The sequence below is a fragment of the Streptomyces sp. NPDC050416 genome (assembly GCF_044458845.1).
Taxonomy (GTDB): Bacteria; Actinomycetota; Actinomycetes; order Streptomycetales; family Streptomycetaceae; genus Streptomyces.
Genome location: NZ_JBITII010000005.1, coordinates 491,203 through 511,706, shown reverse-complemented (window position 1 = coordinate 511,706; position 20,504 = coordinate 491,203). Strand labels below are relative to the sequence as shown.

Here is a 20,504-nt window from a genome sequence, read left to right as displayed (position 1 = left end):
CGAGAGATTACATGCGCATGCATCACATGTAAGAGCATTTAATTCGGGTGCAACAATCTCCGGTCTCTGTTACGGTGCGGCGCATGGCGGCGAAGCAGGCCGAGCAGGCGCTCGTGGAACAGTGGCGCGACATTCTGGCGCTGCACGCGCGAACACAGTGCGAACTCGACCGGGTTCTGCATGAACACGGCCTGTGCGCCAGCGACTTCGAGGTGCTCGACGTCCTCGCCGGGTGCCGGGCGGCCAAGGGCGCGCCCTCCTATCGCGTCCAGGAGATCTCGGAGCGGGTCCACCTGAGCCAGAGCGCCCTGTCGCGGCTGATCGCCCGGCTGGAGAAGGACGGACTCGTCGAGCGCTGCATGTGTCCGGAGGACCGGCGGGGGGTTCGCGTCGCCCTCACGGCGAAGGGGCGCACGCTGCACGGTGAGGTACTGCCCGTGCAGCGTGCGGTGCTGGCGCGGATGCTGGCGGACGGCTAGGGCCGGCCTGTCAGACCCCTGACGTCTCCCGCCACAGCTCGGCGAGCGCCCGGTCGCCCGTGACCGACGGCAGGGGAGCCCGGTTCCACAGCGCCAGGTACAACTGCTCGGCCGGTCCGGACAGTTCGCACTCGGCGTCTCCGGACCCGCCCGGCGTGGTCACGGGCGGCTCGGACGACAGCCGTACAGTCCACACCGCGCCGGTGTCGTCCGCGCGCACGCGCAGGACGCGCGGCTCGGGGGTGCGCACCCGGCTCCTGGAGCGGGCGTGGAAGCCGCGCAGCAGTTCGTCGATGCCGTCGGTCGCGAACTCCGGGGCGACGGCGGTGATGCCGGCTCCGCGCGCGGACTCCGCGTCGACCCGGTGCACCGCCGTCTCGTGTGCCTGCCGCCGGGTCCAGAAGGCCAGCGGGGACGGGGCGGGCAGGAAGAACCAGCAGTCCACGTCCGGTGCGGCGGCGGCCAGCGTGTCGACGAGGCGGCGGTGACTGTCGCGGTACCAGGCCACGAGGTCCGCGCCGTCGAGGTCCGGGACCTCACCCAGCGGACGGCGCTCGCCGTACCCCTCGGCGACGTACGACGCGGCCCAGCGGTGGACCGCGCCCGTGTGCCGCAGCAGATCGCGCACGTGCCACTCCGGGCACGTCGGCACCTTGGCGTCGGTCCCCGCCTCCTCGGCGGCCGCGGCCAGCAAACGGCCCTCTGTCTCCAGCGCTTGAAGGAACTCGGCGGTCTCCATGCCGTGAGTCTGCCGTACGGGGCGCACTCCGAGCGCCGGAATTTCCGCTGGGGCGCTACGGCAGCGGTGTGCCGCCCGTGGCGTTGACGATCTCGGCGGTGATGTACGACGCCTCCTGGGAGGCGAGGAAGACGTACGCAGGTGCCATCTCGGCCGGCTGAGCGGGCCGCCCGATGGGTGCCTGCTTGCCGAACTTCTGGGTGTCCGGCATGGTCGCCGGGATCAGCGGCGTCCACACCGGGCCGGGCGCCACGGCGTTGACGCGGACGCCCTTGTCGATCACCATCTGCGCCAGCCCCTGCGTGAAGGTGACGATCGCGCCCTTGGTCGTCGCGTAGTCCAGCAGATGCGGGCTGGGCTTGTAGGCCTGCACCGACGTGGAGTTGATGATGCTGCCGCCCTCCGGGATGTGCGGCAGGGCCATCTTGCACAGCCAGAACATGCCGTACAGGTTGGTGCGCAGCACCCGGTCGAACTGCTCGGTGGAGATCGCCTCGATGCCGTCGGGCTGCGACATCTGGTACGCCGCGTTGTTCACCAGGACGTCGATCCGGCCGAACTCCGCGACGGCACGGTCGATCAGCGCGCGGCAGTTGTCCTCCTCCCGTACGTCGCACGAGACGGGCACAGCACGCCGCCCGGCGTCCTCGACCAGACGGGCGGTCTCGGCGGCGTCGTCCTTCTCGTCGTCCAGGTGGGTGAAGAGCACGTCGGCTCCCTCCCGGGCGAACGCCAGGGCGACCGCGCGGCCGATCCCGGAGTCCCCGCCGGTGATCACGGCCTTGCGTCCGTCCAGCCGGCCGCTGCCCCGGTAGGACTTCTCCCCGTGGTCCGGGGGCGGGTCCATGGGGCCGGTCCAGCCCGGGTGCGGCTGGTCCTGGGAGGGAAACTCCGGGGTGGGGTGCTGGTCGACGGGGTGCTGTTGATCGGTCACGGGTCTGCCTCCTCGTCCATGGCGTACGGCCCGGTGATCACAGCCGGTGATCACAACGGGCGAGGCCCCGGGTACCCCGCTGCCGGGGCGCCGATCACCTGGTTGGCCACCGGGTTGTCCGGCAGGCCGGTCCGCCGGGTCAGCCCGCCGCCGCGCGTGGCGTCGCGAGACCGATGAGCGCGGCCACGGCGGCCAGGACCGCCACGCTGGTGAGCGCGGCCGGGAGGGAGAACCAGTCCGCCATGAACCCGATGGCGGGCGGCCCCAGCAGCATGCCGCCGTAGCCCAGCGTGGAGGCCGTGGCGACTCCGCTGGGACCGGCCAGCGCGCCCGCGCGTTCCACGGCCACGGGGAAGAGGTTCGCGAGGCCGATGCCCGTGACCGCGTACCCGAGCAGGGCCGCCCACAGGGCGGGGGCGAGCGAGCCGAGCAGCATCCCGGCCGCCGCCGTGGCGCCGCCCGCCACGACGGTCCGGGTCCGCCCCAGGCGCTCCAGGAGCGTGGTGCCGGTCAGGCGGCCCACCGTCATGGCGAGCGCGAAGCAGGAGTAGCCGATGGCCGCGGCCCCCGGCGAGGCGGCCAGGTCCTCTTCCAGGTGCAGGGCGCCCCAGTCGGCCAGCGCCCCCTCGCCGTACGCGGTACAGCCCGCGATCAGGCCGAAGACGAGCACGAGCCCCCGGGTGCGGCCGTCCAGGCGGCGCGGGGTGTCCTGTGCCGGCCGTTCCGGTTCCGGCGGCGCCGGCGGTTCGTGCCGGAGCAGCACGGGGCCCGCCACGGCGGTCACGAGCAGTCCGGTGACGGTGAGCAGCAGCAGGTGCCGCGTGGGGGAGAGGGACCCGGCGACCAGGGCGCCCAGCCCGGCGCCGACCATGCCGCCCAGGCTGAACGCGGCGTGGAAGCTCGGCATGATCGGCCGCCGCATCGCGGCCACGAGATCCACGGCGGCGCTGTTGAAGGCGACGTTGATCCCGCCGTACGCGGCGCCGAAGACCAGCAGGACGAGGCCGAGCGCGAGGACCGAGTGGGTCAGCGGGGGCAGGGCCACGCTGAGGGAGAGCAGGACGGCGCAGGCGACGGTGACCCGCTGGTTGCCGAAGCGGCGGCACAGACGGCCGGTGAGGACCATGGTGACGACGGCTCCGGCGGAGACGCCCAGGAGGGCGAGGCCGAGAGCGCTGGCGGAGGCGTCGGTCTGTTCCTTGATGGCGGGGATGCGCACGACCCAGCCGGCGAAGACGAAGCCGTCGAGGGCGAAGAAGACAGTGATCGCCGTACGGAGTCGGGTGAGGGAGTTGCCGTTGCCCGGCACGGCACTGTGCGTTCGGGGTTTGTTTATTTGCGGCACAAACTCAGGCTAGGTGGGTGCGGCCACCGCGACAAGGTGCGACGCTGGGACGAGAGCCATCCGCCGAGGGACCTCGGGAGCGTACATGGGACGTGACGTGCCGGCCCTGGTGTTCACACGGGAGGACCGCCGTCGGTACCGGGCCAAGATGCAGACCGGCCTGGAAGTGCTGGCGCGGATGCTGCGCGAGTCCAGCTTCGAGAGCGAGCGCCCCCGGGTCGGGCTGGAGATCGAACTCAACCTGGTGGACGACCAGGGGCTGCCCGCGATGCGCAGCACCGACGTCCTCCAGGCGATCGCCGACCCCGCCTGGTCCAGCGAGCTGGGCCGCTTCAACCTGGAGATCGACATCCCGCCGCGGGAGCTGACGACCGGCGGCCCCGGCGCGTGGGAGCAGACGATCCGGGACGCCCTGAACCACGCCGAGGACCGCGCCGCGGCCGTGGGCGCCCATCTGATCATGGTCGGCATCCTGCCCACCCTGGACGAGGCCGACGTCAGCGAGTCCGCCCTGTCCGGTGACCCGCGCTACCGGCTGCTCAACGAGCAGATCTTCGCGGCGCGCGGCGAGGACCTGCGGATCAGGGTCGAAGGCGTGGAGCGCCTGTCGACGTACGCCGACACCATCACCCCCGAGGCCGCCTGCACCAGCACCCAGTTCCATCTCCAGGTCGCCCCCAAGCAGTTCGCGGACTACTGGAACGCGGCCCAGGCCATCGCGGGCGTGCAGATCGCCCTCGCGGCGAACTCGCCCTTCCTGTTCGGCAAGGAACTGTGGCGCGAGACCCGCATCCCCCTGTTCGAGCAGGCCACCGACACCCGCCCGGAGGAGATCAAGGCCCAGGGCGTACGGCCCCGCGTGTGGTTCGGCGAGCGGTGGATCACCAGCGTCTTCGACCTCTTCGAGGAGAACGTGCGCTACTTCCCGGCGCTGCTGCCGCTGTGCGAGGACGAGGACCCGCAAGCGGAACTCGACCGCGGCGGCGTTCCGCAACTGGGCGAACTGACCCTGCACAACGGCACGATCTACCGCTGGAACCGCCCCGTCTACGCCGTCACCGAGAGCGGCCCGCATCTGCGCATCGAGAACCGCGTGCTGCCCGCCGGGCCCACCGTGGCCGACATCATCGCCAACGGCGCCTTCTACTACGGCCTCACCCGCGCGCTCGTCGACGAGGACAGGCCGGTGTGGACGCGGATGTCCTTCGCGGTCGCCGAGGAGAACCTGCACACGGCGGCCCGCGACGGCATCGACGCCCGCCTGTACTGGCCCGGCGTGGGCGAAGTACCGGCCACGGAACTGGTGTTGCGGCGTCTGCTCCCGCTGGCCCACCGGGGCCTGGAGCTGGCCGGCATGGACGCGGCCTGGCGCGAGCCCCTGCTCGGCATCGTGGAGCAGCGCTGTGTCACCGCCCGCAACGGCGCCCTGTGGCAGGCGGAGACGGTCCATCACCTGGAGAAGACCGGCGTCTCCGACCGGCGTGAGGCGCTGCGGCAGATGACCCGGACGTACATGGACTACATGCACATGAACGCGCCCGCGCACACCTGGCCCGTGGACTGACCGCCCTGACATCGCCGTCTCACGTGGGGCTGGGGGCGGCCTGGCCTCCCCACTCCTCGGCGGCCGTCAGCGGGACGGGATCGGGCGGCCGCGCCGACGTCGTCAGCTCGATCCGCCTCCCCTCGGCCGACGAACGCAGGAGCGCGGTCATCGTCTCCAGCACGTGCAGGGCGAGTTCGCCGTTCGCACGCGGTGCCCGCTGCCCGTCCGCGGCGACGAAGTCCAGCAGCCCGACGCCCCGCGCGCCGTCGACGTAGCCCGCCGACGGCGGGAGCGTGCGCCACTGGGTGTCGCCCAGACCGAAGAGCCGTACGTCGCCGTCGAAGCGGTTCGGATCCGGGACGGCGAGAGTGCCCACCTCGCCGTGGACCTCGATCGGCGACGCCGTGGTGGCCACCCCGTCGAAGCTCGTCGTGATCGTCGTCAGCGTCCCGCCCACGTGCTCCACCACACCGGAGACATGGCTGTCCACCTCCACCGGTATCCGCTCGCCCGCACGCGGACCCGAACCGATGACCCGCTCGGCGCGCAGCCGGCTGGACGCCCCCGTCACGGCCCGCACCGGACCCAGCAGGTGAATCAAGGACGCGAGGTAGTACGGCCCCATGTCCAGCAGGGGGCCGCCGCCCTCGGTGTAGTAGAAGTCCGGGTGCGGATGCCAGCGTTCGTGGCCCGCGGTCACCATCACGGCCGAGGCGAACAGGGGGCGTCCGATGCGCCCCGCCGCCACGGCCGCCCGCGCGGTCTGGACCCCGGTGCCCAGCACGGTGTCCGGCGCGCACCCCACACCGACGCACGCCCGCGCGGCGGCCGCCATGACGGCGTGGGCGTCGGCGAGCGTGGCGGCGAGCGGCTTCTCCCCGTAGACGTTCTTGCCGTGGCCGATGGCCCCGAGGGCGATGGCGGCGTGCGCCCCGGGGGTGGTGAGGTTCAGCACCGTGTCCACGTCCGGGCTGCTCAGCAGCTCGTCGACGGTCAGCGCCCGGACGCCTGGCAGGTCGGCGGCGACCGCGGCCGACCGGGAGGCGTCGAGGTCGGCGACCGCCGTCACCCGCACGGCGGAACGGCCGAGAAGCGTTTCCAGGTACGCGCGGGAGATGACGCCGAGCCCTACGACGCCGACGCGGTGCGCGTCGCCCACAGCATGCCCCTCTCGATGATGGCGCGGACGTTGGGGTTCTCGAGCACGTCGACGCTGTGCCCCGGTGTCGTCACCACGATCCGCCCCGCGCCCCACCGGCGGGTCCAGACCGCCGGCGAGGTGACCGGCCGGTGCCAGGGCTCCCACGGCCGGGTGGGGTGCGTGGTGGTGGCCAGGACGTCGATGAGGTCGTCGTGGAGCACCCAGTACTGCTCGGTGTCCAGCTCGAAGTCCTCGATGCCCGCGGTGACGGGGTGCTCGCGGCCGGCGTCGGTGAGGGTGATGGTGTGCGGCAGGAAGTTGTCCTCCGGCCCGCCCCGGCGCTCGCACGGCTCCTTGCCCGGGTGCGTGGCGAACTGCCCTCCCACCAGGTGCAGATAGTCGGAGGAGGCGCGGAACGAGTCGGCGATGCCGCCGTGCCAGCCGGTGAACCCGGCGCCGGCGACGACCGCCGAGCTCAGCCCCGCGAGTTGCTCGCGCGTGATCTCCGACATCGTGACGCACTGCACGATCAGGTCGGTGCCGGCCAACTCGGCGGCGTCGGCGTAGACGTCGGTCGACTCCTCGACCCGGACGGCGTATCCGTTGCTCCGCAGGAAGGGCAGGAACAGTTCCGTCGCCTCGACCGGCTGGTGCCCCTCCCAGCCGCCGCGGACCACCAGTGCTCTCTTCTGCGTCATCGTGATCTCACTATGCGGCGGGCGTCCGCGCTCACGAAAGAGGGCAGGGCCTCACGAAAATTTCGCTGTCGAGGCCCGGGCGCCGACCGTCCAACAGGCCGCCGTGAAGCGGACTTCCGAGCCGTGCACGAAGGGGTCGAAGGCGGCCCGGACCGTCTCGACGACCCGGCCGCGGGTCTGCTCGTCCACCTCGGGCAGATGCATGCCGACCGGACCGAGCCGGGTGAAGTAGCGGACCAGTTCCTTCTCGGGCAGGGTGCAGACGACGTCGACCGGCTGGATGTCGATCCCGGCCCAGCCGCTCTCGGTCAGGATGCGCCGGACCTTGTCCGGGTCCGCGAAGGCGAACTGCCCCGGTTCGTCCGGCCTGCGGACGGGCAGGTCGGGGAGCAGCGGTGACGCGGCGCGCTGGGCGGTCGTCATGAACGGGTTCTCCTCCGGATCGCGCCAGACGACGAACCGCAGCGCGGCCTCGTCCCGGGCCGCGCGCCGGAGGTTGGCGAAGGCCCGGACGGGATCGCTGAAGAACATGACGCCGAACCGCGAGATGACGGCGTCGAAGGTGCCGGGTTCGAAGGCGTGGTCCTGTGCGTCGGCGCAGAGGAAGGACACCGGTGCGTCCTCCTGTCCGGCGTACTCCCGGGCAGTGGTGATCATCGCGTCGGAGATGTCGACGCCGACACAGCGACCGGCCGGGCCGAGCCGTCGCGCGACGGCCAGCGTGACGCCCCCCGTGCCGCAGCCGACCTCGAGCACGTGCCGCGCCTGTTCGGCGGCGACGGCTTCGACGAGAAGCTCCTCGAAGGGCCTGAACATCCCGTCCAGCACGCCCTTCAGATCGCCCCAGGCGTGACCGGCGCGCCCCTTCCAGCGGGCTGCCTGCTCCTCGTCGGCCCTGCGCTCAGCGTCCATGGCTTTCTCTCCTTCTGGTTGCCCTCGGCGTACCGGGATGACAGCGTTCTACTTCAAGTCGACTTGAAGTCAAGGCAATGACGGACATGGCAGAAACGACAGAAACAGCAGACACGACAGAAACGGCAGAACTGGACATCGCCGAAGTGTCGCACCGCGCCGGTGTTCCGGCATCGACCCTGCGCTACTACGAGGAGAAAGGGCTGATCTCCTCGACGGGCCGGCGGGGCCTGCGCCGGCAGTACGACCCCGGCGTACTGGAGCGGCTGGCGCTGATCGCGCTGGGGCGGACGGCCGGGTTCTCCCTCGACGAGATCGCGCTCATGTTCGCGCCGGACGGGCAGCCGCGTATCGACCGGCGGATGCTGGCGGCCAAGGCGGACGAACTCGACCACAGAATCCGCGAACTGGGCGTCCTGCGCGACTCCCTGCGCCATGCCGCCGCGTGCCCCGCCCCCAGTCACATGGAGTGCCCGACCTTCCGCCGCCTCCTCGATGCCGCGGCCTCCGGCGCTGTCGCGGCGCCGCGAAGGCGGGTTCCGGGTCGCTAGGGCCTGTCGCGAAAGTGGCGTCGCGCGGCAGGCGGTACTTTCGCAACAGGCCCTTGCGGGGGCCGTCGGTGCTCTTGGTTCAATCGTGGTTCGTGCTTTGCCCGATTCCCGGTGTCGCCTGCCTAGCCTCGGCTGCGAACTTCGGGAGGCCGCAGTGCTGAACACCGTGAAAGTGCAGGCAGCGGGTCTGACGGCAGACCAGCGCAACGCCTTCGTGGCCGCCTATCTCGGCTGGGCGATGGACGCGTTCGACTACTTCCTGGTCGTGCTCGTCTACAGCGAGATAGCCGACGATTTCCATGTCTCCCTGACCGACATGGCCTTCCTCACCACCGCGACGCTGGTGATGCGGCCGATCGGCGCGCTGCTGTTCGGCATGTGGGCGGACCGGCGCGGTCGTCGCGTCCCGCTCATGGTGGATGTCGTCTTCTACTCGATCGTCGGTTTCGCCTGCGCCTTCGCACCCAACTACACCGTGCTGCTGGTGCTGCGCCTGCTCTACGGCATCGGCATGGGCGGCGAGTGGGGCCTGGGAGCGGCCCTGGCCATGGAGAAGATCCCGGCCGCGAGGCGTGGCTTCTGGTCGGGGCTGCTGCAGAGCGGCTATTCGCTGGGGTACCTGCTGGCCGCCGTGGCGTTCTTCGTCATCGAGCCGGTCTTCGGCTGGCGGGGACTGTTCGCCTTCAGCCTGCTGCCCGCCCTGGTCGCGCTGTGGGTGCGCAGCCGGGTGGAGGAGAGCGAGGTGTGGGAGAAGTCCGTCCGGCTCAACCGCACCCCCGCGCACCAGGTGTTCAAGAACCCCGCGGTGCTGCGGCGCTTCGTGTACCTGGTCGCGCTGATGACCGCCTTCAACTGGATGTCGCACGGCACGCAGGACATCTACCCGACCTTCGTGAAGAAGGGACTGGAGCTGTCCGCCAACACCTCGATCGCGATCGCCGTCGTCTACAACATCGGCGCCATGATCGGCGGCGTGCTGCTCGGTGCGTACTCCGAGCGGCTGGGCCGCCGCCGGACGATCATGATCGCGGCGGCCGGTGGCCTGGTCGTGGTGCCGTTCTTCGTGCTGTCCACGACCGTCGGCTGGCTGATGCTGTCGTCCTTCCTGATGCAGGTGTGCGTTCAGGGGGCCTGGGGCGTCATCCCGGCCCATCTGACGGAGATGAGCCCGGACGCCGTCCGGGGCTTCTACCCGGGCGTCACCTACCAGCTCGGCAACCTGATCGCCGCGTTGAACCTGCCGATCCAGGAGGCCATCGCCGAGCGTCACGGGTATCCGGCGGCGATGGCGTGGACCGTCGTGCCCACCCTGGCCGTGGTGATCCTGCTGAGCGCGATCGGCAAGGAGGCCAAGGGCGTCCACTTCGGAAGCAGCGGCCCGCAGGCCCCGACCACGGCGACGACGGGCACGGCCCAGCCCTGATGGACCAGTGGCGGGGGCGGCCGTGCCGAGCCGTCTACTCCGCCGCCACGATGCGCTGGGCCAACGCGCTGTACCCCGAGACCGTCCCGACCGCTTACCGCGCTGCCGTCGGGATCGCCGACGTCCCCAACCGGCGTTTCGACACCGTCGTCATGGGCCTCAACACCTACCGCCTCACCCTCGACAACGGGATCACCAGCCCGTACGTGCACCTGCGCCAGTACGTGGTGCCCAGCACCCTCAAGCCCGACATCGACCCTGCCGTCACCGTCGTGCCCGGCGACCCGCTCGCCCTCGTTCGCGAGCTCAAGGGCGAGGAGGGCCCCGGCCTGGACATCTGGCTCTGCGGGGGCGGCCGACTCGCGGGCACCCTGCTGCCCGAGATCGACGAACTGCTGATCAAGACCTATCCGGTCGTTGCCGGTTCCGGAATCCCGGTGGTCGACGGTGCCTTCGACCCCACGGTCTTCGACGTCGCCGAGCGCACCGCCTTCCCCAATGGGGTCACCCCCACCCGTCTCACGCGCCGCTGATGCCGCGTCAGGCAACGTCCGCCCTGCTCTCGCAGTTGGAAATCCCGGCCTGACCGGGTGCCCGCCCTCTTAGAGTGACCCGCATCGGACCAGGAAGCACCGGAAGTACCGAAAGCACCGGCAACACGGGAAACAGGGGGAACCCATGGGTGAGGACACCCGCAGCGCGGCACGCGCGATCATCGACCGGAACCTGTACATGGTGCTGGCCACCGTCGGCGCGGACGGCGCCCCCTGGGCCTCGCCCGTCTTCTACTCCACCGAGGACGGACGGGACTTGTACTGGGTCTCGTCCCCCGAGGTCACGCACTCCCGCAACATCGCACACGAACCCCGGATCGGCATCGTCCTCCACGACTCCCGCGCCCCGGTGGGCACGGCGAGCCCCTTCGCCCTGTACCTGAAGGCCACGGCGGAGGAACTCCACGGAGAGGCGGCCCTGGACGGCCTGCGGGTGATTCCCCGCCCCGCCGGCCGCGGTGGCCGCTCCCTCGGCCCGGAGGAGGTCCGTCCGCCCGCCCCGTGGCGGGTGTACCGGGCCCGGATCAGCGAGTACTCGATGATCTGCCCCCGCGGCGAGGGGCGTTGCGCCGAACACGGGCTGGATTACGAGCACCGCACCACGGTCGTCCTGTAACCGAGGTTTGGAACAGCGCTTCTCCTGCACTGCATCAGCGTTGTACGAGCGCTAACCGGCCTCCCACGACAGTTGGATCACCGCTCCCGCCAGGGAGGATGGAGACCGAAAGGGACGGCCACATGAGTACCGCCAGGACACCGCAGCGCAGGGCCATACTCACCGGCGGGCTGGCTGCCACCGCAGCCATGCTCACCGCCTGCTCGTCGAACTCGGGCAGCGCGAACGGGGAGAAGACGTCGGCCGTGGGCGCGGCGAAGACCCCCTCACCCTCGCCCGCGGCGGGCCCCCGACCGGACTCGCCCTGGGCGGCGTTCGCGCGGCTGATGGACGGCAACAAGCGCTGGGTGGACGGAAAGCTCCAGCACCCCGACCGTGACCCGGAGCGGCGCCAGTTCGTCGCCGAGGCACAGGAGCCCTACGGCGTCATCCTCTCCTGCATCGACTCCCGCGTCCCGCCGGAGCTCGTCTTCGACACCGGCCTCGGCGACCTGTTCGTGATGCGTACCGGCGGGCAGGTCGTGGGACCGGTGGTCGTCGGTTCCGTGGAGTACGGGCCGATGACGTCCGGCACCCCGCTCATCGTGGTCCTCGGACACCAGCGCTGCGGGGCCGTCAAGGCGGCCTACGAGGCGATGCGCGACGGCAAGAAGCTCCCCGGCAACCTCCAGGCGATCTCCGACGCCCTGCGGCCGGCCTACCGGGAGACCGCCAGGGGGAAGCACGCCGACCCGGTCGACGCCATGGTGCGGATCCACATCAAGCAGACCGCCGCCGAGCTGCGGACCAACCGGGACCTCGCCCCGCTCGTGAAGAAGGGCGACCTGGCCGTCGTCAGCGCCTACTACTCGCTCGACACCGGCCGCGTGGAAGTCCTCACCGGCGCGCCCTCCGCCTGACCCGAAGACAACGGCGACCGGGCGGGAAAAACGTTCCACGCCCGGTCACGTTATACTTGCGGCGCCCAAGAAGACCACGGTCGTGCCTGGTCGCACGGCTGCGACAGCGAGGGGGTGGACGCCGTTCCGGTACGCCCCGCCCGTATCCAGGACGTCGCGGCCGCCGCCGGCGTCTCGGTGTCCACGGTGTCGAACGTCCTCAACCGGCCCGAGCGCGTCACCGCACAGACCGCCGAGCGCGTCCGCATCGCCGTCGCCGCGCTCGACTACGTCCCGCACCCCGGAGCCGCCGGGCTGCGCACCGGGCGCGCCTCGGCCATCGGCCTGGTGCTGCCCGACGTGACCAACTCCTTCTACGCGCGCATCGCCCGGGGCGCCGCGGACGCGGCCTACGACCACGGCTACTCCCTCGTCCTCTGCCACAGCGGAGACGACCCGGAACGGGAGCAGGGCTACTTCAGCATGCTCGTCGAGCAACGGGCCGTCGGCGTCGTCGTCGTGCCGCTCAGCGCCGACCCGGGCCGGCTCGCCCGGCTGCGCGAGCGGGGCATCCCGCTCGTCCTGGCCGACCGCGCGATGCCCGACCGGGAGGGCTGCTCGGCCTCCGTCGACGACATCGCCGGCGGCCGGCTCGCCGTACAGCACCTCCTCGACCGCGGGGCGCGCGACATCCTCGTCGTCAACGGCGAGCGCGGCATACGCCAGTGCGCCGACCGCTACCAGGGTGCCCGGCAGGCCGTGCGCAGCCGGCGCGAGGCACGGCTGGACCAGGTCGTCGCCGAGCGGATGACCGTCGCGTACGGCACACAGATCGCGCACGGGCTCGGGGAACTGCCCGACGGGGTCTTCTGCACCAACGACTTCCTCGCGGCGGGCCTGTGCCGCGGGCTGACCGACCGGGGCGTGCGCATCCCCGAGGAGGTCCAGGTCGTCGGCTACGGCGACCTCGACGTCGCGACCTTCGGCGCCACCACCCTCACGACGGTCCGGCAGCCGGTCGAGGACCTCGGCCGGGCCGCCGTGGAGATGCTCCTCGACGAGATCGAAGCCCGCGCGGACCACGTCCACGAGACCCGCGTCTTCGCCCCCGGCCTCGTCGTACGCGACTCCACCCGACCGCCCGCCGACGACTGACCCCCGCCCGCCGACGACTAGACCCCGCCCTCCGGGGCGGACGGAATCCGCAGCGTCACGGGCCCCAGCAGCCCCGACGACAGCTGGGAGTCGAACGCCCAGGCCGTCGGCGTCGCCTCCGCGAGATACGGCGCCAGCGTGCCCCGGACGGTCACCTCCAGCCGCACGCTGCGCCCGGCGGCACCGCGCAACGGGAATCGATACGGGGCGCAGAACGCCTCACCGGCCGGCTCCCCGTCGACCGACACCTCCACACTGCCCCGCACCCGCCCGAGATCCAGTACGGGATCGGGTCCCGACGGCACGTCCAGGACCCGCGCGTACGTCACGCCTCCGCTCCAACTGCCCAGCCCCAGCTCCCGCCAGTCCCCGAGGGGCAGCGGCGCCGGTACGGCACGCACCCGCACCGGCCCCCGCCAAGCGGAGCCGCCCCGCAGGACCGCCGTCGGCTCGGTGACCACCTCGACAGGTGTGGGCTCCGCCAGAGGCTGACTGAGCGTCAATCGACTGTCTTCCAGGTTGAATTCAGGACCTCCTCCGATGCGTACGTGCGCGCGGAGCGCCAACGGCAGGCCGAGCGACACCGTTCCGGCCGGCACGGTGAACCGGAAGCGCTGCGGCATGTCGCGGACCTCGTCGGTGGATCGCGACGGCCATACGGTGCCGCCGAGTACAGGCCGGCCGATGAGCAACCCGGTGTCCGGCAACGGGTGCGGGCGTCCCACCGCGTGGCAGTGCTGCAGCTCGCCCCGCCGGCGCTCGTCCTCGACCGTCGACCCCCGCCACTCACCCGTCGTGGCTTCCCAGCCGGCGCCGCTGACCAGGGCCGTCACCCCGGCCCCGGACCGCACCACCAGGTCGACGAACACCGCGTCCCGGGCGTCGGCGCTGTCGGCCACGACCTCCAGCGTGTGCTCGCCCGACCCGAACTCCGGTTCGTGCCGGAAGAACATCGGCACGGCGCCCCAGACCGCCTCGTAGTACTCCACCTTCTCCTGCCGCGCCACGACCTCCCCGTCGAGTAACACGGTGACCGCCGAGGCGGCACCCACGACGAGCACCGCCCGGGCGTCGTGGCCCGGCACCCGGAGCCGTGCCCGGTAGGTGACGCGGCCGTCCGGCCGCACTGCGTCCGGCGGCCGCATGAACCGCGGACGCGGCCCGAGCCCGCCCGGCTCCGACAGACAGAAGAAGCTGCCCAGGGGCGTGCCGTCGGCGGCCGAGATCGTCGAGGGGCGGCCCTGGGCGCCGGACAGTTCGTACTCGAGCACGTTGCGGTCCCGGGCCACCGTGACCCGGGCGGAGGCCAGATAGCCGCCGCCGTCCGGGGCCAGCGGCTCCCCGTTCCACCACACGCGCTTGACGCACTCCGCGCCGACATGCAGTTCGGCCGGCCCCCGGTGGCCGGTCTCCACGATCGCCCGGACCCTGGCGGCCGTTGCGCCGACCGGCACCGGGACCCGTACGAACTCTTCGTTCACCAGCCCCTTGAGGCCCAGCAGGCCGCCCGGGTCCGGGACGCCCCGGCTCGACGAGTACACGGCGACCTCCCAGCCCGCGCCGGGTGGCACGAGCGGCAGTTCACCCGCCAGTACCCGCTCCACGGACACGGCGTCCAGCGGCTCCGGCACCTGGGCGAGCGGCACCGGCGGCAGGACCCGGACCCGGTTGCCGTACGTGACCCGCGAAGCCTCCCAAGTACCGCCCTCGGCCCACTCCATGGTCCAGATCTGCGGCTCGTCCACCGGCGCACCCGGGGGCAGCGCCAGATCACCCCAGGTGTTGTCCAGGGTGGGGACCAGACGGCCGTGCCAGCCGCTCGAGACGTCGATCACCCGGGCGGGTGCCTCCCCTTTCCCGTGTCGAGGACGCGTGGGCGCCGGCCGGCCCTCGCGCCACACGACGAGGACCGCGGGGGCGCCGTCCAGCGGCACCTCGATGGTCGAGACGTCACCGTTGCCGTTGCCGTTGCCGTTGCCGTCGTCGTCGCCGGAGACGGTGACGTGCGCGGGGGTGCGGGTACCGGTCGCCGGGTTCCAGACCTCGGCCTCCGCGACGGCGGCCCGCACGGTGACGGACGAGGTGCCGGCGGCGTCGCCCGACGGAGAGGACCCGGCCCGCAGCGGATGCGCGCCGATCTCAGGGAAGGCCGCTGTCACCAGCGCCACCGCCTCGTTCCCCCTCCGCCGGACGAGCAGCGGCACCTCGCCCGTGGCGTGACCGGCCGCGTCGGTGACGGCCTCCGCACCGGCCTCCGGATCGCTCACCCGCTCCAGCCGGGGATGCGCCACCAGGGCCGCCACCACCGCGTCGTCACAGGACCGGCCGGCGGCCGTGGCGGGAGGACGGCCCACGACGACGACGCGGCCACCCATGTCCAGCAGTTCGGTCAGCCGCCGTGCCGTCTCCTCCTCCAGCACACTCGCCGAGGGCAGCAGCACCGCGCGGTACGCCAGGTCCCTGATCAGCAGGGCGCCGTCGGCGGCCTTGGCGCGCTGCACCGAGTCGTCGTCGACGACGTCGAAGGAGATGCCGCGCCGGTCCAGGGCGCCGGCATGCGGGGCGAGCCAGTTGTTCGTGCCGCACAGGCCGAGGTAGTGGCGCTGCGTCTCGTCGGCGTCGGCGTGGCCGTCGCCCAGCCGGCCGTCGCCGAAGTGCCGGACGGGCGCGTCCAGCGGGACGAGGGCCTGCATGGTGGCGGTCGGGTGCAGGACCGCCACGTCGGCGGCGTAGCAGCCCCAGGTCATGATCGAGCAGATCCGGGCCACGGCCCGGGAGAACGCCGGGTACTGCTTCCAGTACGGCTGGCGCCAGTCGGTGGACGGCGGCGCCCACTCGAACCAGCCGCCCGCGGTGCCGAAGTAACTGGCGTGCGGGTTGTACAGGTTGGCGCCGCTGCGCAGGAACGGCAGCAGCCAGTGGTAGGTGTCCTCCAGCGTGCCGCCCCAGCCGGAGGAGTGGAACGCCTCGATCCAGACCCGCTCGTGGCCGTAGAGGTGGGCCATGGAGGAGTGCACCTTGGCGTCGCCGTGGTGGTCGCTGCCGGCCGCGCTGTACCAACGGTGGGTGCGGAAGTAGTCGGTGTAGATCTGCGTCGACTGGGCCGGGTAGCCGGCGCGGGCGGGGTGGCTCTGGTCGCTGCCCAGCAGCATCCCGCGCTCGCGGTGCCATGCGGACAGCGGCCGGAAGAGGGCCTCTTCGGTGAGTTCCGCGCGGACCCCGTAGTAGTCGGCGCGGATCTTCGTCTCCGGGACGGTGGCGTCCGTGCCGAACAGGGCCGGCAGGTGGTCGAGCAGGTCGTAGCCGCGCCGGGCGCGGAACTTCTCGGCGAAGCGGTGGCTCCAGGCGTTCGTGCCGGGCAGTTCGTCCTGGAAGCTGCCCGCGATGACGGTGCCCAGGTACTCGGGCACACGGCGGTCGTACTCGTGGTGCACGGCGTCCATCAACAGCCCGACGGCGTGCGGGTCCAGATAGTCGAACGCCGTGGGGACAGTGGTGACGAGGCGTACGCCGGTTCCGTCGGCGGCGGCGACGGCCAGGGTGTCCGGGCCGTCCGGGGCGAGGTCGAGGCGCCGGCCCTGCGCGGTGTACGCGGCCAGCGGGGACTCGGCATCCCGCAGAGCGACCGTCCCCCGGGAGACGGTGACGTCACGGCAGCGCAGCGCACAGCCCCTGGCCTCGGGATGACGCCGTGTCACACCGCCCTGCACATTGGCGCCGGAGAACCCGATCTGGTCGTAGAACCACAGGCGGGTGCCCAACTCCGCGGCGATCTCGCAGGCGTCGGTGAAGCGAGCCCACCACTCCTCGCCGAACCACGCCGGATCGTCCGCCCGGGCCCCGAACGTCGGGCCGGCCGGGGCCAGGTTGATCACGACGAGGTTGTGGACACCGCCCTCGGCGAACGCCCGCATCTGCCAGGCGAGTCGCTCGCGGGTGACCTTCGCACCCGACCACCACCACAGGGGAGCGGGGCCGAAATCGCGGGGCGGGTCGTCGAACAGCTGCCGGAGCGCGGGGGAGATCACGGACGCGGTCCTTCCCCTAAAACGTTTTTAGGCCACCTTCACCGTAGGCGACCTGGAACAGCCGCGCCATAACCCCGGACGGCAGGGCGGACGGCGACACGCTGTCACCGATGTCTGCGCGACACCTTGTTGCAACGTTTTTCCCGCCCTATATTCGCTGCGACCAGGCCCCCGGAACCGCGATGTCACCAGACGACGGAGTCGCATCATGGCCGGTACCCGCCCCATCCCCAAACCGCTCTGGAAGGCCGCCGCCCTGTCGGGCATGGCCTCCTATCTCGACGCCGGGCTGATCGTCAGCATCTCCGTCAACCTGGCCATCTACCGCGACAGTTACGACATGGGCGTGTGGATGGCCGGTGCGATCAGCGCGATCGTCACCGGCTGCATCGCCGTCGGCTCGCTCGTCGGCGGCCGGCTCGCCGACCTCTTCGGCCGCCGCCGCGTCTACAACTGGGACATCTTCTGCTTCGCGCTCGGGGCGATCGTCATCACGCTGGCGCCCGACGACATCACGCTGCTGATCGGCGTCCTCGTCGCGGGACTCGCCGCCGGCGCCGACCTGCCGACGTCCCTGGCCGTGGTCTCCGACGCCGCGCCCTCCTGGGCCCGCGGCAGGCTCGTCGCCTTCACGCAGGTCATGTGGATGCTGGGCATCACCGTCGCCATCTTCCTCGGCTTCGTCCTGTCCACCACGGGCATGACCGGGGCGCGGCTCATCACCGGACAGCTCGCCGTCGCCGCCCTCGTCACCTGGGCCCTGCGCTCCCGCCTGAAGCTGTCCGAGCACGACACGGCCGAGTTTGGGACGGAGGCCGCCCCGCAGCGCGTCGCCCTGAAGAACATCTGGACGCGCGCAGCCCTGCTGCCCATGATCGCGACGTTCGTCTTCTACGTCACCTGGGGCCTCGGGGCCAACACCTTCGGCCAGTTCGGCACCTACCTGCTCGTCACCGTCAGCGACGCCTCACAGAGCCTGGCCACCGGGATCAACCTGGCCTTCATCCCGATCGGGGTGCTGCTGACCTTCGCCTTCGTCCGGGTCGCCGACAGTCCCTGGCGCGACCGGCTGTTCCACGTGGCCGCGGTGGTGCAGATCCTCGCCTTCGTCATCGCGTCCCTGACCGCGGGCGCGCTCGTCGGCATGCTCGTGTTCTTCGTGCTCTACCAGCTCTCCAACCCCTTCGCGGGAGAGGCGAACTACAAGGTGTGGTCGCAGCTCACGCTGCCCGCGGACACGCGCGGCACCACCCAGGGCCTCACCTACGCCCTGTCCCGCGGGGTCTTCGCGGTCGCCGCGTTCTTCACTCCCGCCCTGGCCGACTACAGCCCGTCCGTCCTGCTCTGGACGATCACCGCCTGTATGACGGTGGCCGCGTTCGCGGGCGTGTTCATCATCCGCGTCCTCGTCCCCCGTGCCACCGGCGCCGCGCAGGACAGAGCGGACCTGCGTGTCCCGAGCACCTGAGCCGCAGCAGACCGACAAGGAGCACCGACCATGGCAACGACCGCGGACCGCACCGCCGTACGGGCCGCCGCCCTGCACGACCTGCTCCCGCCGGTCGCCCGGCGCCGGGCCCGGATCGGACTGGTCGCCGGCGGACTCGGCACGTACTGGCCGCAGTTCCCCGGGCTGCTCCCGCAGCTGAAGGAGTCGGCGGCCTATGTCGCCGAGCGCTTCCGGGGGATGGACGCGGAGGTGACCGACGCCGGGTTCGTCTCCGACGCCCGGGAAGGAGCGCGCGCCGCCGAGCAGTTGCGCAAGGCCGACTGCGACCTCATCGTGCTGTTCCTGACGACGTACCTCACCTCCTCGATGGTGCTGCCGATCGCGCAGCGCACGCACACGCCGGTCCTGGTCATCGACCTCCAGCCGACCGAGAAGATGGACCACGCCTCCTTCGACACCGGGGCCTGGCTGGCCTACTGCGGCCAGTGCCCCGTCCCCGAGGTCGGCAACGTCTTCCGGCGCGCCGGCATCCCCTTCCGGTCGGTGTCGGGCTGGCTGCGGCAGGAATCCGCCTGGCGGCGCATCGAACAGTGGATCCGGGCCGCGCACATCCGCGCCGCGCTCCGGCACGCCCGGCACGGCCTTATGGGGCACGTGTACCCGGGCATGCTCGACGTGCAGACCGATCCGACGCTGCTGTCCACGACGTTCGGCTCGCACGTGGAGGTGCTGGAGTTCGACGACCTGCGGCACCGGGTGGAGCGCGTGACCGAGGAGGAGACCAGGGAGCGGATGGCGCTCGCCCGGCAGGTCTTCACCCTCGACGACAGCGTGGTGGAGGAGGACTTCGCCTGGGGCGCGACCGTGTCGGTCGCCCTGGACCGGCTCGTGGCGGACTTCCAGCTCGACAGCCTCGCGTACTACCACCGGGGCCTCGACGGGGAACTGCACGAGCGCCTCGGTGCCGGCATGATCCTGGGCGCCTCCCTGCTCACGGCCCGGGGCGTGCCGGCGGCCGGGGAGTACGAACTGCGCACCAGCGTCGCCCAGCTCGCCTCCCAGAGCGTCGGCGCCGGAGGCTCCTTCACCGAGATCCAGGCCCTGAACTTCGAGGACGGCGTCGTGGAGATGGGCCACGACGGCCCGGCCCACCTCGCGGTCAGCGCCCGCGACCCGCTGCTGCGCGGGCTCGGCGTCTACCACGGCAAGCGCGGCTGGGGCGTGAGCGTCGAGTTCGACGTCCAGCACGGGCCCGTCACCCTGCTCGGTCTCGGCCAGGACGCCGACGGCAGCCTGTCCTTCGTCACCTCCGAGGGCACGGTCGTACCGGGACCCCTGCTGGAGATCGGCAACACCACCAGCCGCGTCGACTTCGGCCGCGATCCCGGCGAATGGGTGGACGCGTGGAGCGCGACGGGTGTCGGCCACCACTGGTCCCTCGCGGTCGGCCACCACGCGGCCGACTTCAGGGCGGCGGCTAGCTTGCTGGGCATCGAACACCGTCACGCGTGACGGGGAGACGGGTGGACGCGGCTCCGCGACGGGGGCGGCGCCTGCGATGGGGCGGCATCCGCGATGGGTGCGGCTCCCGCGACGGGTGGCGGCCCCAGCGACGGGGGCCGGCCCCAGCGCCGGGCCGACGGTCGCGATGAGTGTCGCCTCCGCGATGGGTCTCGCCTCGCGCCGGGTGTCGCCCCCGTGACGGGTGCGGGCCCCGCGATGGGTCTCGCCCTCGCGCCGGGTGTCGCCTCCGCGATGGGTGCGATCCGCGCCGGGTGTCGCCTCCGCGATGGGTGCGGCCCGCGGGATGGGTCCGGCCATGCGCAGGGTTCCCCCTCCGCGATGGGTCCCGCCCCGCGCAGGGTTCCCCTTCTGCCATGGGTCCCGCCCCGCGCCGGGTGTCGCCTCCGCGATGGATGCGATCCGCGCCGGATTCCGCCTCCGCAGGCTGTCGCCCGCGCGCTGGGTCTCGCCCTCGCGATGGATGTTGCCCCCTTGCGATGGCTCCCGCCCGCACAACGGGCCCCGCCCCCGCGGTGAGTGTCGCGCCCCCCG

General features: G+C 72.0%; 17 protein-coding genes. 10 read left to right on the top strand and 7 right to left on the bottom strand.

The features are described 5' to 3' along the window. Positions 1-83: 83 nt before the first annotated feature. Complete coding sequence (locus ACIBL4_RS18960) at positions 84-479, top strand: MarR family winged helix-turn-helix transcriptional regulator (RefSeq protein ID WP_399411382.1); 396 nt, start codon at positions 84-86, stop codon at positions 477-479. Positions 480-489: 10 nt separating this feature from the next. Here the strand turns inward: ACIBL4_RS18960 and ACIBL4_RS18955 are convergent, their stop codons facing one another. From ACIBL4_RS18955 to ACIBL4_RS18945, 3 genes are all read right to left on the bottom strand, one after another. Continuing rightward, entirely contained in the window at positions 490-1,218 is a 729-nt protein-coding gene (locus ACIBL4_RS18955; protein ID WP_399411378.1) for a maleylpyruvate isomerase family mycothiol-dependent enzyme, read from the bottom strand. Positions 1,219-1,273: 55 nt separating this feature from the next. Further along, on the bottom strand, positions 1,274-2,152 hold the full coding sequence (locus ACIBL4_RS18950) for an SDR family oxidoreductase (RefSeq protein WP_399411376.1): 879 nt from the start codon (positions 2,150-2,152) through the stop codon (positions 1,274-1,276). Positions 2,153-2,291: 139 nt separating this feature from the next. Continuing rightward, positions 2,292-3,461: an MFS transporter gene (locus tag ACIBL4_RS18945; RefSeq protein WP_399411374.1), complete on the bottom strand. Its 1,170-nt coding sequence runs from the start codon at positions 3,459-3,461 to the stop codon at positions 2,292-2,294. A 121-nt stretch (positions 3,462-3,582) separates the two neighbouring features. Between ACIBL4_RS18945 and ACIBL4_RS18940 the strand changes: the two genes are divergently transcribed. After that, positions 3,583-5,061, top strand: coding sequence for a glutamate--cysteine ligase (locus tag ACIBL4_RS18940; RefSeq protein ID WP_399411372.1), 1,479 nt, complete (start codon positions 3,583-3,585; stop codon positions 5,059-5,061). 19 nt (positions 5,062-5,080) lie between these two features. Here the strand turns inward: ACIBL4_RS18940 and ACIBL4_RS18935 are convergent, their stop codons facing one another. From ACIBL4_RS18935 to ACIBL4_RS18925, 3 genes are read right to left on the bottom strand one after another with little or no spacing between them, the layout of a single operon-like run. Then, positions 5,081-6,202 carry a Gfo/Idh/MocA family protein gene (locus ACIBL4_RS18935; protein WP_399411370.1) on the bottom strand — a complete coding sequence of 374 codons (1,122 nt, stop codon included), beginning with the start codon at positions 6,200-6,202 and terminating at the stop codon, positions 5,081-5,083. Next, the gene (locus ACIBL4_RS18930) at positions 6,172-6,882 is read right to left on the bottom strand and encodes a ThuA domain-containing protein (RefSeq protein WP_399411368.1); all 711 of its coding nucleotides are present in this window, start codon (positions 6,880-6,882) and stop codon (positions 6,172-6,174) included. The genes ACIBL4_RS18935 and ACIBL4_RS18930 overlap by 31 nt, the downstream gene beginning before the upstream one ends. Positions 6,883-6,933: 51 nt before the next feature. Further along, the gene (locus ACIBL4_RS18925) at positions 6,934-7,794 is read right to left on the bottom strand and encodes a class I SAM-dependent methyltransferase (protein WP_399411366.1); all 861 of its coding nucleotides are present in this window, start codon (positions 7,792-7,794) and stop codon (positions 6,934-6,936) included. Between the two features lie 86 nt (positions 7,795-7,880). Between ACIBL4_RS18925 and ACIBL4_RS18920 the strand changes: the two genes are divergently transcribed. From ACIBL4_RS18920 to ACIBL4_RS18895, 6 genes are all read left to right on the top strand, one after another. Next, positions 7,881-8,345, top strand: coding sequence for a helix-turn-helix domain-containing protein (locus tag ACIBL4_RS18920; protein WP_399411364.1), 465 nt, complete (start codon positions 7,881-7,883; stop codon positions 8,343-8,345). 154 nt (positions 8,346-8,499) lie between these two features. Then, complete coding sequence (locus tag ACIBL4_RS18915) at positions 8,500-9,768, top strand: MFS transporter (protein WP_399411362.1); 1,269 nt, start codon at positions 8,500-8,502, stop codon at positions 9,766-9,768. Then, complete coding sequence (locus tag ACIBL4_RS18910; protein ID WP_399411360.1) at positions 9,768-10,301, top strand: dihydrofolate reductase family protein; 534 nt, start codon at positions 9,768-9,770, stop codon at positions 10,299-10,301. Before ACIBL4_RS18915 ends, ACIBL4_RS18910 begins: the two co-directional genes overlap by 1 nt. Positions 10,302-10,446: 145 nt before the next feature. Next, positions 10,447-10,938 carry a pyridoxamine 5'-phosphate oxidase family protein gene (locus ACIBL4_RS18905; RefSeq protein ID WP_399411358.1) on the top strand — a complete coding sequence of 164 codons (492 nt, stop codon included), beginning with the start codon at positions 10,447-10,449 and terminating at the stop codon, positions 10,936-10,938. A gap of 122 nt (positions 10,939-11,060) precedes the next feature. Next, on the top strand, positions 11,061-11,837 hold the full coding sequence (locus ACIBL4_RS18900; protein ID WP_399411356.1) for a carbonic anhydrase: 777 nt from the start codon (positions 11,061-11,063) through the stop codon (positions 11,835-11,837). 114 nt (positions 11,838-11,951) lie between these two features. After that, the gene (locus tag ACIBL4_RS18895) at positions 11,952-12,971 is read left to right on the top strand and encodes a LacI family DNA-binding transcriptional regulator (protein ID WP_399411354.1); all 1,020 of its coding nucleotides are present in this window, start codon (positions 11,952-11,954) and stop codon (positions 12,969-12,971) included. Positions 12,972-12,988: 17 nt separating this feature from the next. Here the strand turns inward: ACIBL4_RS18895 and ACIBL4_RS18890 are convergent, their stop codons facing one another. Beyond that, positions 12,989-16,999, bottom strand: coding sequence for a glycosyl hydrolase (locus ACIBL4_RS18890; protein ID WP_399411352.1), 4,011 nt, complete (start codon positions 16,997-16,999; stop codon positions 12,989-12,991). A 208-nt stretch (positions 17,000-17,207) separates the two neighbouring features. Here ACIBL4_RS18890 and ACIBL4_RS18885 point away from each other — a divergent pair, with 208 nt between their 5' ends. Both ACIBL4_RS18885 and ACIBL4_RS18880 read left to right on the top strand, forming a co-directional pair. Beyond that, positions 17,208-18,467 (top strand): MFS transporter, encoded by a 1,260-nt coding sequence (locus ACIBL4_RS18885; protein ID WP_399411350.1) that lies wholly within the window; start codon positions 17,208-17,210, stop codon positions 18,465-18,467. A gap of 30 nt (positions 18,468-18,497) precedes the next feature. Continuing rightward, positions 18,498-19,961, top strand: coding sequence for an arabinose isomerase (locus ACIBL4_RS18880; RefSeq protein ID WP_399411348.1), 1,464 nt, complete (start codon positions 18,498-18,500; stop codon positions 19,959-19,961). The last annotated feature ends 543 nt before the right edge of the window (positions 19,962-20,504 follow it).

Coding starts and splice junctions, on each gene's coding strand:
- ACIBL4_RS18905 (WP_399411358.1), top strand. CDS start 10,447: ATGGGTGAGGACACCCGCAGCGCGGCACGCGCGATCATCGACCGGAAC.
- ACIBL4_RS18925 (WP_399411366.1), bottom strand. CDS start 7,794: ATGGACGCTGAGCGCAGGGCCGACGAGGAGCAGGCAGCCCGCTGGAAG.
- ACIBL4_RS18920 (WP_399411364.1), top strand. CDS start 7,881: ATGGCAGAAACGACAGAAACAGCAGACACGACAGAAACGGCAGAACTG.
- ACIBL4_RS18885 (WP_399411350.1), top strand. CDS start 17,208: ATGGCCGGTACCCGCCCCATCCCCAAACCGCTCTGGAAGGCCGCCGCC.
- ACIBL4_RS18940 (WP_399411372.1), top strand. CDS start 3,583: ATGGGACGTGACGTGCCGGCCCTGGTGTTCACACGGGAGGACCGCCGT.
- ACIBL4_RS18910 (WP_399411360.1), top strand. CDS start 9,768: ATGGACCAGTGGCGGGGGCGGCCGTGCCGAGCCGTCTACTCCGCCGCC.
- ACIBL4_RS18880 (WP_399411348.1), top strand. CDS start 18,498: ATGGCAACGACCGCGGACCGCACCGCCGTACGGGCCGCCGCCCTGCAC.
- ACIBL4_RS18955 (WP_399411378.1), bottom strand. CDS start 1,218: ATGGAGACCGCCGAGTTCCTTCAAGCGCTGGAGACAGAGGGCCGTTTG.
- ACIBL4_RS18930 (WP_399411368.1), bottom strand. CDS start 6,882: ATGACGCAGAAGAGAGCACTGGTGGTCCGCGGCGGCTGGGAGGGGCAC.
- ACIBL4_RS18960 (WP_399411382.1), top strand. CDS start 84: ATGGCGGCGAAGCAGGCCGAGCAGGCGCTCGTGGAACAGTGGCGCGAC.
- ACIBL4_RS18900 (WP_399411356.1), top strand. CDS start 11,061: ATGAGTACCGCCAGGACACCGCAGCGCAGGGCCATACTCACCGGCGGG.